Below are 14044 nucleotides of genomic sequence, written 5' to 3'. Positions count from 1 at the left end.
CCCGTTTCCCCGGGGCCGCACCGGAGTTGGAGTGGCGTGCGTCACGTTAAGGTGGGCGCCATGACTTACCTGGTTACCGGGGCAACTGGGTTCATCGGTCGATTTCTGCTTCCCGAACTCCTGAAACGCGGCGCGGACGTCCACGTCCTGGTGCGCCCGGGCGAAGACTCCGTGCTGCGTTTCAACCGCTGCCTGCGCGACTGGGGCGCCGCCGACCGGGTGCGCCCGGTGCGCGGCGACCTCGGCGCGCCCGGGCTCGGCATCGACACGGGCTGGATTGCGGCGCACCGCGGTTCGATCGACCACGTCTTCCACCTGGCCGCCGGCTTCGACACCCGCGGCGCGGGCGGCGGCACCCGGCGGGTCGCCGAACTCGCGGCGGCGCTGGAAGCCGGACGGCTGCACCATGTTTCGACGGTGCGCGTCGCGGGTGCCTGGGAGGGCCTGTTCACCGAGGACATGACCGACGTCGGGCAGCTGCTCCCCACCCGCTCCCAGCGGGCCATGCTGCGGGCCGAACAGGACGTGCGCGAGCAGACCGCGGTGCCGTGGCGGATCTACCGGCCCGCCATCGTGATCGGCCATTCCCGCACCGGCGAGATCGACCGCGTCGACGGCCCCTACTACTTCTTCCGGCTGCTGCGCATTGCCGCGCAGCTGCCCCGCATCCTGCCCGTGATCGCGCCCGAACTCGGCGAAACCAATCTGGTGCCGGTCGATTTCGTGGCCCGCGCCCTCGACCACATCGCGCACCGGCCCGGCGACACACCCGCCACCTACCACCTGGCGGATCCGCGCGAGCAGAGCGTCGCCGACGTCTTCAACCTCTTCGCCGACGAGGCCGGGGCGCCGCATCTCATCCAGGTCATGCCCAAGCAGACCCTCGACCTCACCCTGCGCGTACCTGGCATGGGCTGGGTGTTGCGCCAGGTCGGCATCCCCATGGACGTCATCGAGGACACCGAACTGTCCTGCCGCTTCGACTCCCGCCGCACCGCGGCCGCGCTCGCCGGCACCGATATCAAGGTGCCGCCACTGGCGGCCTACGCCGCGATCGTCTGGAAGTACTGGATCGAGAACTGGGTCTGAGCCCTACCTCGGTCCGGCGTGCTATTGCGCGGTGTCCCCGGGTAGCAGATCCCCCCGGGGTAGCAGCAGGTCGTCCAGGGGGCGCGGACGGCCGTAATCCCAACCCACCCAGCGGTTCCGGTTCCGCCAGCCGACCAGGTCGTAGCGCCAGCGGAACGGCCGGGTGGTGCCGACCGTCATGAACAGCGCCGTACCCAGCGCCGAGTAGTCGGCGTGTGCCGACAGCAGCGCGCGCTGCTGCCGGGGCGGGCGGGTGAAGAACGCGTCGAACATGGCGATGGACTGCGCGGTCGTCAGCCGGCCCAGGCCGTACACGCCCCGCATGCGCATCCAGTAGACCAGGCGCGCCTGCCACGGCCACAGCGCCTCGACCGGATCGTCGCCGCGGCGCACCGCGTCCAGGGCGGTGTCCACCAGCGCCAGCGAATCCGCCACGCAGTAACCGGTGATCGGATGCATCATGCCGCCGCGCGAGCCGAACGGAATCACCCGGCCGCGACCGGCTTTCGGCGGCAGCTCGTCGAGCGGATAGTGGGCGGCCTCGGTCGGCTCGTCGCCGCGCAGCCGAATCCCGTGCGCCGCCAGCCGATTCAGGGTGCGCCGCCGCAGCTCGTGCTGCGGCATGCCGCCGCGCAGGCCCAGGCTGGTCTCCTCGAAGATCACCGTGCCGTCCCCGAGCGGCACCGAGTACAGGAACGACGGCGGCTCGTCCGGGCCCGCGCCGTTCTCGTCGCGCCAGTCCAGCAGCAGGCCCTCGCCGGCGGTCACCATCGGGGCCGCGGTGTCCTCGTCCACGAAGATGCCGTGCGCGCTGGCGGTGCGCCGGGCGCCCGGCGCGGCCTGGCCGCGGGTGTCGAACACGGTGGCGGCGCGCACCTCGGTACCGTCGGCCAGCTCCACCCGGTGCGCCTCCACCGTGCGCGCGCGGCCCGCGATGACCGTCGCGTCGTCCAGCGGCAGCGCGTCGAACAGGCCCTGCTTGGACAGCACGCAGTAGGGCCGGGGAATCCGGTGCTCGGTGGTGGTCCACACCGCGGGCGCCTCGATGCGGCTGGCAATCGCGCCGTGCCCCAGCCACTCCGGCAGTTCGTCCACCCAGCACGAGAAGGTCGGCGCCCACAGCCGTGCCGGCCGCGGATCCACCGCGACCACCCGCATACCCGCCGCCATGGCGCGATGCGCCAGCGCCCGCCCTGTGGGACCGAGCCCCACCACGCACACGTCGGCCGCCCCGCCGACCTCACGGCCACTCATACCCGCATTCAAACAGTCGCGTCCCGGCCCCGCCAGGCCGACTCCGACTTCGCACCCCCGCGCTGTGCGGCCGAATCCCCGCCGCGCGCGCCACCCTTCGGCGGTTATTGGCGCTTGCTATCGTGCGTGCCGTGGCCGACCGGCGGATGCGATGCGATGGGGGAGAAGCGGAATGAACACCGGCAAGCGGTACTGGTGGGTGCCGCCGACCGCGTCGTCGGTGCTGTTCGGGTTCGGCCTGCCCGTCTACTTCGCGCTCTTCGTGCTCAGCGGGTTCGCCACCGACTCGTGCAACGGCCGTGACTCCTGCCCGAATACCTTCGGCCACCTCCACGACGCGCAGCAGCTGCTGCTGTTCGGGCTGCTCGCGGTGACCGCGCAATGGGTCGTCGCCTACTGGGCGCCGTGGGCGGTGCGGATCGTGCTGGCGGTGGTGCCGATCGGGCTGGGTTTCGCGGCCCTGGTCATGCTGATGAGTACCCCGGTCGGTGAATGAAAGAACTGGGGAGGGGCGGCAAGTCCATTGCGGCACAACGGACTTGCGGGCCATCGAAGGTTCGGTGTGGCGGAGCGGCTCACTTGGCCGGCGTCGACGACGGCGCCGCGGGCGGGGTACCGCCGGGTGCGGCCGGCGGGGTGGCGCCGGGCGAATTCGGCGGCGTCCCATTCATATTGGCGCGCTCGCGGGCGTGAGCGATGCGGGTCGCGGCAATGGCGCCGTTGGATTCCTGACCCTGCACCATGATCTGATCGCCGACCGCGAACTGCGCGGCGGTCTCGGTCTTCGCCTTGGTGCCGAATTCCGTGGTGGAGGAGATGTTCACGGTCTCGGTGCTGCCGTCCTGCTTGGTGATCACCCAGGATCCGGAGCCCTCGCTGGCGATCTTGCCGCCGACGCCCCGGCCGCCCTGACCACCCTGGCCGTCACCGTGGTGTCCGCCGGGTTCCTGCTGCTGATTGCCGCCGCCCGCGGAGTTCTGATCGCTGGACCCGCAGGCGGCCAGGCCCAGCGTGGCCGCCAGGGCCAGCGCCGCGCCGGCCACGGAGAGGGTGACACGACCGGGCCGGCGTCGTCCCGGAAGGGGGTGGGAACTGTCCGCGGCGGGAATTGAATCTGTCATGGCCGCAACGCTATTGATGGTGGCTGTGAGGTTCCTCGGCGTCGGCTGGTGAGTCACTTCCAGTCGGGTGTGACTACTTCGGCGTCACCCAGGTGGTGATGTCGGCGTGCACGACCTCCAGGCCCGACCGGTCGAAGATCGACACCGGCACCACCAGATCCCGCCCCTCGGTGATCTGCGAGAAATCCGGAACCTCCGGCAACTTCGCGACCGCCCGCAGTCCCGAGTTCGCCTTCGCCAGATACTGCACGTTCATCGCCTTGGGGATCCACCGATGGGTCTCCGGCACCGTCGCCTCCGACAGCATGCCCATCGCCACCTCGGCCAGGTTGCACGCCGCGATCGCGTGGAACGTCCCCAGATGATTGTGAATCCCGAACCATTTGGGTGCGGTCACCTCGCACAGCCCAGGTTCCAGCCGCACCACGCTCGGCAGCACGGTCCCGAAATACGGCACCCGCGCCACCATCCCGAGCGAGAACAACGTGTGCCCGATCCGATTGTCGGGAAGCTTCTTCCACCCGCGATATGTAGCGGTCTCTTTGGCCATACCGGTATCTTACTCAAAAGTAAGTTATGAGGAAGCGTTCCTCCGGTCCAGCTCTCGGACTCCCGCGAATAGGTCAGCGAATCGGTAGGCGGCTTGCCTCGCCGCGCGAAACCAACTGGTTGCTTGTTATCTGGATTGGCCGCGCCGGAGGTGCGGCTGGGAGCCGACGCCACACGGGTCGGCTATCGGGGAAATCAGGAGTTCTCGAAATCATGCGTATTCGCACCGCGGTGGCCACCGTTGGCATCGCACTCGCGGGGGCGGCCCTCGCCGCCACCGCATCGGCCGGTTCGGCTGCGGCCTTCACGCCGTACATCAATCCGGGCGGCGGCATCTACGTCGGTGTGGACCTCGACCACGACGAGACCGTGGCCCTGTCCAACACCTGGATCCCGGCGGCGATCGACCAGATCAACCGGGCCAACAACCGGATCGCCCTCGACCCGTACTACTCGGAGATTCCGATGGTCGACGGCAAGCTGTACGGCAGCCTGACCCAGGTCGTCGGTGAGGCCGCCGACACTCCCGGAGGACAGGTCGGCCTGGCCCTGGTCGACCCCGCCGTGCATCACGGTGGCAACTTCCTGTTGATTCAGGACCTCGGCGGCTGGGACTACTACCTCCAGTACCTTCGCGACCGCTGAGGTGTGAAATGGCCGGTGCGGGAGCAGGGTTCCGCATCGGCCATCGCGCTCTCCGGGCCGGGCGGCTCGACCCGGTGTGACCAGGGCCATCGAGTCCGGGGTGGGGGAGGGGGCGATTTGAAGTGGGCTGGGGACTCGAGGCATACTGTTCGGGTTGCCCACACCGGGTTGCGTCTTTTCCGTTGGATCGGCGCTGGTCGTGGGTGAGCAAGACCCAATTTTGCACCCCGCTGGATTGCGGCGTGGGTGCGTCCGGAACAATGTTCCGAGGCTTACAGGATTTTGGTCCGGGCCGAGGAATGGGCGGCGGAGCGACACGCCCGACCGCGTGGACCGGATGAACCATGACAGATGAACAGCGGCGATGGATCGGGCCCAGGTGGCCGGTCGTGTGGTGGCTGATGCGTCTTCGTGTGTTCGGGCTGTGCAAATGAGGGTGGTGTGAGAGCGAAAGCTCTTGGACCACAACGTAAGCGGAGAAAAGGACACTCAGCGTGGCGGGACAGAAGATCCGCATCAGGCTCAAGGCCTACGACCATGAGGCGATCGACGCGTCTGCGCGCAAGATCGTCGAGACGGTGACCCGTACCGGTGCCCGCGTCGTCGGCCCGGTGCCGTTGCCCACCGAGAAGAACGTGTACTGCGTCATCCGTTCGCCGCACAAGTACAAGGACTCGCGCGAGCACTTCGAGATGCGTACGCACAAGCGGCTGATCGACATCCTCGACCCGACGCCGAAGACGGTTGACGCCCTGATGCGCATCGACCTGCCGGCCAGCGTCGACGTCAACATTCAGTGACGGGGACTTCGAATATGACTGACAACAAGAGCCGTCCGGCCGCGGGCATCCTGGGCACCAAGCTCGGCATGACCCAGGTCTTCGACGAGAAGAACCGCGTCGTTCCCGTGACCGTCGTGAAGGCGGGCCCGAACGTCGTTACCCAGATCCGCACGGTCGAGCGTGACGGCTACTCCGCCGTCCAGGTCGCCTACGGCGCCATCGACCCGCGCAAGGTGAACAAGCCGGTCTCCGGGCAGTTCGCCAAGGCCAACGTCACCCCGCGCCGCCACATCGCCGAGCTCCGCCTCGCCGATGTCTCGAACCTCGAGGTCGGCCAGGAGCTCAACGCTGACGTCTTCGAAGAAGGCGGCTACGTCGACGTGACCGGCACCTCCAAGGGCAAGGGCTTCGCGGGCACCATGAAGCGCCACGGCTTCCGTGGCCAGGGTGCCTCGCACGGTGCGCAGGCTGTGCACCGTCGTCCGGGTTCCATCGGTGGTTGCTCCACCCCGGGCCGTGTCTTCAAGGGCATGCGCATGTCGGGCCGCATGGGTAACGACCGCGTCACCACGCAGAACCTCTCGGTCCACAAGGTGGACGCCGAGAACGGCCTGCTGCTGATCAAGGGCGCGATCCCGGGCCGCACCGGCGGCATCGTGATCGTCAAGAGTGCAGTGAAGGGTGGTGCCCGGGCATGAGCACCGAGACCAAGACCAACCTGACGCTCACGGTCAAGGCCGCTGGCGGCAAGACCGAGGGCACCGTCGAGCTCCCCGCGGAGATCTTCGACGTGACCGCGAACATCGCGCTGATGCACCAGGTCGTCGTGGCCCAGCAGGCCGCGGCTCGCCAGGGCACGCACGCCACCAAGACCCGCGGCATGGTCCGCGGTGGTGGCAAGAAGCCGTACCGCCAGAAGGGCACCGGCCGTGCGCGCCAGGGTTCGACCCGTGCGCCGCAGTTCGCCGGCGGTGGCACCGTCCACGGCCCGCAGCCGCGTGACTACACCCAGCGCCTGCCCAAGAAGATGAAGGTCGCCGCGCTGCGTGGCGCTCTGTCGGACCGGGCTCGCAACGAGCGCATCCACGTGATCACCGAACTGGTTTCGGGACAGACCCCGTCGACCAAGTCGGCCAAGTCCTTCCTCGCCGAGCTGTCGGAGCGGAAGAACATCCTGGTCGTCGTCGGCCGTGAAGATGTCACCGCGTGGAAGAGCGTGGCGAACCTGCAGGGCGTGCACCCGATCGCCCCGGACCAGCTGAACACCTACGACGTTCTCAAGAGCGACGAAATCGTGTTCTCGGTCGAGGCGCTCAACGCCTTCGTGCACGGCCCCGCCGAAGCTGCACAGGAGGAGAGCAAGTGACCACCATCGCCGATCCCCGCGACATCCTGCTCGCGCCGGTGATCTCCGAGAAGTCCTACGGACTGATCGAAGAAGGCACCTACACCTTCCTGGTGCACCCGGACTCGAACAAGACGCAGATCAAGATCGCCGTTGAGAAGGTTTTCGGTGTGAAGGTCACGAGCGTCAACACCGCCAACCGTCAGGGCAAGCGCAAGCGGACCCGCTTCGGTTACGGCAAGCGCAAGGACACCAAGCGCGCGCTCGTGACCATCTCGGCCGACAGCAAGCCCATCGAGATCTTCGGAGGCCCGGTCGCGTAAGCGGCTGGAGCTCCAGAAAGTAGAGAAGAACTCATGGCAATCCGTAAGTACAAGCCGACAACCCCGGGTCGCCGCGGTGCCTCGGTCTCGGACTTCGCCGAGATCACCCGCACGACCCCCGAGAAGTCGCTGCTGCGTCCGCTCACCAAGACCGGTGGCCGTAACGCGCAGGGCCGCATCACCACTCGTCACAAGGGTGGCGGCCACAAGCGCGCCTACCGTCTGATCGACTTCCGTCGACTGGACAAGGACGGCATCCCGGCCAAGGTCGCGCACATCGAGTACGACCCCAACCGCACCGCCAACATCGCGCTGCTGCACTTCGCCGACGGCGAGAAGCGCTACATCATCGCGCCCAAGGGCATCGCCCAGGGCACGAAGATCGAGTCGGGCGCCGGCGCGGACATCAAGCCGGGCAACAACCTGCCGCTGCGTTCCATCCCGACCGGTACCACCGTCCACGCGGTGGAGCTGCGTCCGGGCGGCGGCGCCAAGCTGGCTCGTGCCGCGGGCATGTCCATCCAGCTGCTGGGTAAGGAAGGCGCCTACGCCGTCCTGCGTATGCCCTCCGGTGAGATCCGTCGCGTCGATGTGCGCTGCCGCGCCACCATCGGCGAGGTCGGCAACGCCGAGCAGTCGAACATCAACTGGGGTAAGGCCGGCCGTATGCGGTGGAAGGGCGTTCGCCCGACCGTCCGTGGTGTGGTCATGAACCCGGTCGACCACCCGCACGGTGGTGGTGAGGGTAAGACCTCCGGTGGTCGCCACCCGGTCTCCCCGTGGGGCAAGCCCGAGGGCCGCACCCGTAAGCCCAACCGTCCCAGCGACAAGCTCATCGTCCGCCGCCGCGGCAAGAAGCGTTAAGGAGGAGGTTAGACATGCCACGCAGCCTGAAGAAGGGCCCGTTCGTCGACGAACACCTCCTCAAGAAGGTGGACGTCCAGAACGAGAAGGGCACGAAGCAGGTCATCAAGACCTGGTCGCGTCGTTCCACCATCATCCCGGATTTCATCGGCCACACGTTCTCGGTCCACGACGGCCGCAAGCACGTGCCGGTGTTCGTGTCCGAGAACATGGTTGGACACAAGCTCGGTGAATTCGCGCCGACTCGTACGTTCAAGAGCCACGTCAAGGAAGATCGGAAGAGCAAGCGGCGATGAGCACTGAAACTCAGAACCCGACCGCGCGCGCGACCGCCAAGCACGTTCGCGTGACGCCGATGAAGGCCCGCCGAGTCGTGGACCTGGTCCGTGGCCGCCGTGTCGAGGATGCGCTGAACATCCTGAAGTTCGCGCCGCAGGCCGCGAGCGAGCCGGTCGCCAAGGTGGTGGCCTCGGCCGCCGCCAACGCGGAGAACAACCTCGGCCTGAACCCGGCCACGCTGGTCATCTCGACCGCGTACGTCGACGAGGGCGCGACCATGAAGCGTTTCCAGCCGCGTGCCCAGGGCCGCGCGTTCCGGATCCGCAAGCGCACCAGCCACATCACCATCGAGGTCGAGAGCGTGCCCACCGCCGGCGCTGCCACTCGTAGCCGCCGGAAGGGAGGGGCAAAGTAAATGGGACAGAAGATCAATCCCCATGGCTTCCGCCTCGGTATCACCACCGACTGGAAGTCGCGTTGGTACGCGGACAAGCAGTACGCGGACTACGTGAAGGAAGACGTCGCGATCCGCAAGCTCCTCGCCACCGGCATGGAGCGGGCCGGCATCTCGAAGGTCGAGATCGAGCGCACCCGTGACCGCGTGCGTGTGGACATCCACACCGCGCGTCCGGGCATCGTGATCGGCCGTCGTGGCGCCGAGGCCGACCGCATTCGCGCCGAGCTGGAGAAGCTCACCAAGAAGCAGGTTCAGCTGAACATCCTCGAGGTCAAGAACCCCGAGTCGGATGCGCAGCTGGTTGCTCAGGGTGTGGCCGAGCAGCTCTCGAACCGTGTGGCGTTCCGTCGCGCGATGCGCAAGGCCATCCAGTCGGCCATGCGTTCGCCGAACGTCAAGGGCATCCGTGTGCAGTGCTCCGGCCGTCTCGGTGGCGCGGAAATGTCGCGCTCGGAGTTCTACCGTGAGGGTCGGGTGCCGCTGCACACGCTGCGCGCCGACATCGACTACGGCCTGTACGAGGCGAAGACCACCTTCGGCCGCATCGGCGTGAAGGTCTGGATCTACAAGGGCGACATCGTCGGCGGCAAGCGTGAGGTCACCGCGGTGGCCCCGTCCGGCCGCGAGCGTGACGACCGCCCGCGTCGCGAGCGTCCGAGCCGTCCCCGTCGCAGCGGTGCCCAGGGCACCACCGCGACCAGCACTGAGGCCGGGCGTGCCGCGACTGCTGTCGCGGAGGCTCCGGCAGAGAACCAGGAGGGCTGACCTATGTTGATGCCCCGCAAGGTCAAGCACCGTAAGCAGCACCACCCGAAGCGCTCCGGTATGGCCAAGGGCGGCACCGCGGTTTCGTTCGGCGAGTTCGGCATCCAGGCCCTGGAGCCCGCCTACGTGACCAACCGTCAGATCGAGTCCGCTCGTATCGCGATGACCCGCCACATCAAGCGTGGCGGCAAGGTCTGGATCAACATCTACCCGGACCGCCCGCTCACCAAGAAGCCGGCCGAAACCCGAATGGGTTCCGGTAAGGGTTCGCCGGAGTGGTGGATCGCGAACGTGAAGCCCGGTCGGGTCATGTTCGAGCTTTCTTACCCGAACGAGGAGACCGCTCGTGAGGCCCTGCGCCGCGCGATGCACAAGCTCCCGATGAAGTGCAGGATCGTGACCCGAGAGGAGCAGTTCTGATGGCTACTGCCAATCCGGCCGCAGAGCTCCGCGAGCTCGACAATGACGCGCTCGTCGCGAAACTGCGCGAATCCAAGGAAGAGCTGTTCAACCTGCGCTTCCAGATGGCGACCGGCCAGTTGCAGAACAACCGGCGCCTGCGTGTGGTCCGCCACGAGATCGCGCGCATCTACACGGTCATGCGTGAGCGCGAGCTCGGCCTGGCCTCCGGTCCTGAAGGCAAGGGAGACGCGGCATGAGTGACGCCAAGGGCCCGGCCAAGACGCCGGCCAAGCAGGAGGAGCGGGGCCAGCGCAAGGTGCGCATCGGCTACGTCGTCTCCGACAAGATGACCAAGACCATCGTGGTCGAGCTGGAAGATCGCGTGAAGCACAAGCTTTACGGCAAGATCATCCGCACCACCTCGAAGGTGAAGGCCCACGACGAGAACGAGATCGCCGGTGTCGGCGACCGCGTGCAGCTGATGGAGACCCGTCCGCTGTCCGCCACCAAGCGGTGGCGTCTGGTCGAGGTCCTGGAGAAGGCCAAGTAAGCCTGCTCCTCGACTGAAACGGTCGTAAGCGTAAGGCCCGCTTCCCATTCGGGAAGCGGGCCTTATCTCTTTTTTCCAAGTGTTTTTCTGTGGGTCGATAGGTTCTATGCGTGCCCGCGCCCGAGTGTGATCAAACCGAAACCCGGTATATCCGAACGGAATTGGCGTGTCGCCCCGGTGAAGCGCTAGTTTTGTCTGGCTATGAGGGATGCTGCGACAACTTCCGGGGCTTGGCGGATCGACGACCGGACCGCGGTGACATTCCGCGATGCGGCGGTGGGCTGGGCTCTGGCCGCCCACGAGGTGCTGGCCGAATGCGCCTCCGGCTACGGCCATTTCGTGACCATCAATGAGCTGGCCGAGCGGGTGCAGGAGATGTCGGGCATCCGTACCGACGCCCCCACCCGCACCTGGATGGACGCCATCCTGCGCAAGGTCGCCCGCCGCTGCCACAATGCCGGCGAGCCGCCGCTGACGGCATTGTGCGTCAAGCAGAACCACAAGGTCAGCGACAGCTACAAGTACGTGCTGGAGCTGGCGCACCTGCCCGTCCCGGCCGACCTCGAGGTGCATGCCGCCTACGCCCGCTGGCAGTGCTACGCCGCCTACGGCGCGGACATCCCCTCCGACGGCGGCATCCCGCCCCTGATTCCGCGCAATGGCGGCGCGCCCCGCCGGGTCACTCCCGCCGGCCCGGTCTTCACCCCGAAGCCGGAACCCGAGGCCCGCAAGGCGGTCTGCAACTCCTGCTTCACCGAACTCCCGGCCAACGGTGTCTGCTACTACTGCTGACGCGCGGTCGAACCGAAACTCGTAGGCCCGCTTCCCCCGGAGCGGGCCTACGCGTCTCCAGAGCCCTCACGCGTCCTTGTGGCAGACCGCCTCCAGCATGATCCCGTCGAAGCCGGTCCAGAACGTCGCGTAATAGGGCGGCGGGTACTGCGGGAATTCCTGTGGCGCGTGCAGGATTTCGTCTCCGCGCCCGGCCGCCCACTCGTGCACTCGCCGTACCGCCGCGCGCGTGGGCACCATGAACGCCAGGTGCTGAAGTCCCGGCAGCGCCCGCGAATACTCGCCCGACGCCGCCGGGTAGAAGAACACGTAGGTACCGATCTTCTGCGCCGCGGGCCAGTAGGCGAACTGGGTGTCGTCGGCGAGCAGCGGTTCATAGTCCAGCAGCGGCATCAGCTCGTCGTAGTACATCCGCGCACCCGCCAGATCGCTGACATTGATCCCGAGATGTCCGAGAGGCATGCCCCGAACCTACGTCCGGAACTTGTTGCGGGCGTCCCGAATTGGTCGTACTACCGCCGCTGCAGATACCGACTCATGTGAGTCCCGGTGCCGTTGCGGTACTAGCCTGCCTCTTTCTGGAACCAGGCGAGCAGCTCTGGTTCGGTGGTGATCGCGGTCGGGGGTGCTCCCGCGGCCTTGGCGCAGTACAGGGCCACGACGGGGTGGCCGTCGAGGGCCGCGAGCAGGCAGGGCTGGTGGTCGTCGGGGTGGATCGGGTCGCCGGGGAACGGATAACAGGTAAACCGGCCGATCGGTTGGTTGTTTCGGGTCCAGATGCTGTCCTGTCCCGGCCGACCGTCACAGGCGTGGCCCGAATGCAGGTTGACCACGGTTTGGTACAGCGTTCTCGCTGCGTTGGCGGTGGGATAGCTCAGGAACCCTGCGCTGGGGTAGTTCACCGGTGTGTCACAGTCGATTTCCGCGTTCGCGGGTTGTGATGGGTCTGCGTGTCGGCAGTTCGTGGGGGTGAAGTCCTGCCCGAGAAGCGGCAGCAGGTTTCTGTCGGCGTCGGTGAATACGTCCGGGTCGTTCGCCACGTCCGGCGCCAGGAACTGTCGGTAGCCCCGGGCCGCCTCGTAGTCGCGTAATTGTTCGGCGAGAGGTGCTGTCCAGTCGGTAGGCAGGTAGGCGAAAATGGCGATCGCGAGGTCGGGTTCGTCCGTCACGCTCAGCACCGACGCGGCCGGGCTGACCGAATGATCGAGGCCGCAGGTCTTGCGCCCTACCAGTTTGTGCAGATTGTCGAAGACGGGCGCGTCTGGTCCTGGCGGGTCGCCCGGGCAGTTGCTGGTATGCAATGTCCGACCGATCGTTTGGAAGAAGTCGGTGAGTTTGTCGGCGTTGGAGAATCGGTAGAACTGCGTAAAGGGCGCGCCCGCTGCCTTGGTGGTTTCACAGGCGATATGCGCGATCTGGCCCGGGTCCGGGTCGATGTGGAAGCAGTTGCGGCGGTGACTGCCGTTCGAGCCGATCAGTTTGAGCAAGTCGATGTCGGGCCCTCGGAGTGCTGTTTGTCCGGCGATGGGGTGCCCGGCCACGCCGGTTTGGGCGAGGTGCCAGCCGCCCACCGCGACTACACAAGCGATCGTCGCAGCGGCGGCTGTCATCGGTATGGCCCATTTCCGGGGTATGACCCATTTCCGGTCGCGGAGCCTGCGTCGGGCACTGCTGTCGCAGCGTTCGATTGTCCGGTGTTCCGGTGAGAGAGGCGGCCCGGGTTCACTGAACACCTGGGCGATGGTCGGCGCGTCTTCGTGTTCCGCGGCGTCGGTGCCGCGCCCCGGCGGCGTTGCCGGGATGGTCTCGCCGACCGGGCAGGGGTCGGGCTTCATGGCTGTGTCGGTGCCGTCACCGGCCGGCGGCGTTGCCGTGCCGGTGGGGTTGGTGTCGAGCCAGTGGGCGGCCGCTGCGGCGATGGCGCGGCTGTCGTCGTCCAGGAGTCGGGTGATGGCGTCGCGGACGCGGGACCGGACAATGGCGCCGCCGGTGCGGTGCAGCTGGTCCAGGTCATCGAGCGCGTTGCGCCGATCACGGACGGCCGGACTGTCGAGTGCGGTTCGAATATGTTGCGGTACTTGCCAATTGCGGTTGCGGGCCAGGAGGGTGCGGCCTTCGATATTGTCTTGTTTCTTGGGCCGCTGGCGGGGGCGTTCGGCGACGACATGGTCGTGGACGTAGCTGTAGAGCTCGTCGACGGTGATGTCGCCGTCCTGGTCGAGGTCGGCGCCGCCGTCGCGCAGACCGGCGACGAGGTGCCGGGTGAACACCGACTGCGTCGCCTGTCCGTGCGGAGTGTTGCCCTCGAAGGCGAACTGGGTGGCGTCGGAGGCGGTGAGCACGGTCCGGCCGCGGCCGCTGAAGGTTTCCAGGGCATGGACCTGGTCGTCGGCCTTGGCGATGGTGCCGACGGGGAAGGCGCCGCTGTAGCAGCAGTCCAGGATCAGCACCTGATGGTTGGAGTCGCATCCGGTCATGGCGTAGTCGATCTGATCCGCGGGGACCGAGGTGAACAGGGGGTTGAGCGTGCGGGTGTCGGTCATGGCGAGGTAGAGCTTGCCGGCGTCGTCCTTGAGTCCGTGCCCGCTGAAGTACAACAGCGTCAGATCATCGCGCCGCCGGTCCGAGAAGAAATCGCCGATCGCCGCACCGACCACGTGGTGCGGCTCGTTGATCAAGGTGGTGACCTCGAACCCGCCGATCGCGGGGTCGGCCAGCACCTCGGCGAGTGCCTCGGCATCGTGCGCGGGCGCGGTCAACTGCCGCAATCCGGGATCGTGGAACGTGTAGGTCGCCACTACCAGGGCGAATCGGCCGGTCATTGCCG

The 14044-nt window shown here is 67.3% G+C and carries 20 protein-coding genes; 15 read left to right on the top strand and 5 right to left on the bottom strand.

What is annotated here, in order from left to right:
- Positions 1 to 60 precede the first annotated feature (60 nt).
- Entirely contained in the window at positions 61 to 1089 is a 1029-nt protein-coding gene (locus ACFXIV_RS32125) for an SDR family oxidoreductase (protein WP_379394415.1), read from the top strand.
- 21 nt (positions 1090 to 1110) lie between these two features.
- Here ACFXIV_RS32125 and ACFXIV_RS32120 read toward each other — a convergent pair whose 3' ends face one another.
- Positions 1111 to 2343 (bottom strand): lycopene cyclase family protein, encoded by a 1233-nt coding sequence (locus tag ACFXIV_RS32120; protein ID WP_379394417.1) that lies wholly within the window; start codon positions 2341 to 2343, stop codon positions 1111 to 1113.
- A 172-nt stretch (positions 2344 to 2515) separates the two neighbouring features.
- Between ACFXIV_RS32120 and ACFXIV_RS32115 the strand changes: the two genes are divergently transcribed.
- On the top strand, positions 2516 to 2839 hold the full coding sequence (locus tag ACFXIV_RS32115; protein WP_379394419.1) for a hypothetical protein: 324 nt from the start codon (positions 2516 to 2518) through the stop codon (positions 2837 to 2839).
- A gap of 79 nt (positions 2840 to 2918) precedes the next feature.
- On the opposite strand, the gene ACFXIV_RS32110 is transcribed toward ACFXIV_RS32115, so the two are convergent.
- Together ACFXIV_RS32110 and ACFXIV_RS32105 are read right to left on the bottom strand one after the other, a co-directional pair.
- A complete protein-coding gene (locus tag ACFXIV_RS32110) occupies positions 2919 to 3464 on the bottom strand; it encodes a hypothetical protein (protein WP_379394421.1) in 546 nt (181 codons plus the stop codon).
- 73 nt (positions 3465 to 3537) lie between these two features.
- The gene (locus ACFXIV_RS32105) at positions 3538 to 4014 is read right to left on the bottom strand and encodes a hotdog fold domain-containing protein (protein WP_379394423.1); all 477 of its coding nucleotides are present in this window, start codon (positions 4012 to 4014) and stop codon (positions 3538 to 3540) included.
- A 212-nt stretch (positions 4015 to 4226) separates the two neighbouring features.
- On the opposite strand from ACFXIV_RS32105, the gene ACFXIV_RS32100 reads away from it, so the two are divergent.
- From ACFXIV_RS32100 to ACFXIV_RS32040, 13 genes are all read left to right on the top strand, one after another.
- Positions 4227 to 4658, top strand: coding sequence for a hypothetical protein (locus tag ACFXIV_RS32100; protein ID WP_379394425.1), 432 nt, complete (start codon positions 4227 to 4229; stop codon positions 4656 to 4658).
- Between the two features lie 494 nt (positions 4659 to 5152).
- Entirely contained in the window at positions 5153 to 5458 is a 306-nt protein-coding gene (rpsJ, locus tag ACFXIV_RS32095) for a 30S ribosomal protein S10 (RefSeq protein WP_003938093.1), read from the top strand.
- A 14-nt stretch (positions 5459 to 5472) separates the two neighbouring features.
- Positions 5473 to 6138 (top strand): 50S ribosomal protein L3, encoded by a 666-nt coding sequence (gene rplC / locus ACFXIV_RS32090; RefSeq protein ID WP_379394427.1) that lies wholly within the window; start codon positions 5473 to 5475, stop codon positions 6136 to 6138.
- Positions 6135 to 6806 carry a 50S ribosomal protein L4 gene (gene rplD, locus ACFXIV_RS32085; RefSeq protein WP_356996883.1) on the top strand — a complete coding sequence of 224 codons (672 nt, stop codon included), beginning with the start codon at positions 6135 to 6137 and terminating at the stop codon, positions 6804 to 6806. Before rplC ends, rplD begins: the two co-directional genes overlap by 4 nt.
- Positions 6803 to 7108: a 50S ribosomal protein L23 gene (rplW, locus tag ACFXIV_RS32080; RefSeq protein ID WP_014981657.1), complete on the top strand. Its 306-nt coding sequence runs from the start codon at positions 6803 to 6805 to the stop codon at positions 7106 to 7108. The genes rplD and rplW overlap by 4 nt, the downstream gene beginning before the upstream one ends.
- 33 nt (positions 7109 to 7141) lie before the next feature.
- A complete protein-coding gene (rplB, locus tag ACFXIV_RS32075; RefSeq protein WP_379381512.1) occupies positions 7142 to 7972 on the top strand; it encodes a 50S ribosomal protein L2 in 831 nt (276 codons plus the stop codon).
- A 14-nt stretch (positions 7973 to 7986) separates the two neighbouring features.
- Positions 7987 to 8268: a 30S ribosomal protein S19 gene (rpsS, locus tag ACFXIV_RS32070; RefSeq protein ID WP_019931198.1), complete on the top strand. Its 282-nt coding sequence runs from the start codon at positions 7987 to 7989 to the stop codon at positions 8266 to 8268.
- Positions 8265 to 8666 carry a 50S ribosomal protein L22 gene (gene rplV, locus ACFXIV_RS32065; protein ID WP_040855202.1) on the top strand — a complete coding sequence of 134 codons (402 nt, stop codon included), beginning with the start codon at positions 8265 to 8267 and terminating at the stop codon, positions 8664 to 8666. Before rpsS ends, rplV begins: the two co-directional genes overlap by 4 nt.
- Positions 8667 to 9473, top strand: a complete 807-nt coding sequence (rpsC, locus tag ACFXIV_RS32060) for a 30S ribosomal protein S3 (RefSeq protein ID WP_354830580.1) — start codon at positions 8667 to 8669, stop codon at positions 9471 to 9473.
- A 3-nt stretch (positions 9474 to 9476) separates the two neighbouring features.
- Positions 9477 to 9893 (top strand): 50S ribosomal protein L16, encoded by a 417-nt coding sequence (rplP, locus tag ACFXIV_RS32055; RefSeq protein ID WP_040804212.1) that lies wholly within the window; start codon positions 9477 to 9479, stop codon positions 9891 to 9893.
- The gene (rpmC, locus tag ACFXIV_RS32050) at positions 9893 to 10132 is read left to right on the top strand and encodes a 50S ribosomal protein L29 (protein WP_040855205.1); all 240 of its coding nucleotides are present in this window, start codon (positions 9893 to 9895) and stop codon (positions 10130 to 10132) included. Before rplP ends, rpmC begins: the two co-directional genes overlap by 1 nt.
- The gene (gene rpsQ, locus ACFXIV_RS32045) at positions 10129 to 10425 is read left to right on the top strand and encodes a 30S ribosomal protein S17 (protein WP_354830578.1); all 297 of its coding nucleotides are present in this window, start codon (positions 10129 to 10131) and stop codon (positions 10423 to 10425) included. The genes rpmC and rpsQ overlap by 4 nt, the downstream gene beginning before the upstream one ends.
- Before the next feature lie 201 nt (positions 10426 to 10626).
- On the top strand, positions 10627 to 11217 hold the full coding sequence (locus ACFXIV_RS32040) for a hypothetical protein (RefSeq protein ID WP_379394429.1): 591 nt from the start codon (positions 10627 to 10629) through the stop codon (positions 11215 to 11217).
- A gap of 66 nt (positions 11218 to 11283) precedes the next feature.
- On the opposite strand, the gene ACFXIV_RS32035 is transcribed toward ACFXIV_RS32040, so the two are convergent.
- The gene (locus ACFXIV_RS32035) at positions 11284 to 11679 is read right to left on the bottom strand and encodes an extradiol dioxygenase (RefSeq protein ID WP_379394431.1); all 396 of its coding nucleotides are present in this window, start codon (positions 11677 to 11679) and stop codon (positions 11284 to 11286) included.
- 101 nt (positions 11680 to 11780) lie between these two features.
- On the bottom strand, positions 11781 to 14039 hold the full coding sequence (locus ACFXIV_RS32030; RefSeq protein WP_379394433.1) for a caspase domain-containing protein: 2259 nt from the start codon (positions 14037 to 14039) through the stop codon (positions 11781 to 11783).
- Positions 14040 to 14044 lie beyond the last annotated feature (5 nt).

This window comes from Nocardia sp. NPDC059236, from assembly GCF_042754085.1.
Taxonomy (GTDB): Bacteria; Actinomycetota; Actinomycetes; order Mycobacteriales; family Mycobacteriaceae; genus Nocardia.
This window is presented reverse-complemented; position numbering and strand designations above follow the sequence as displayed.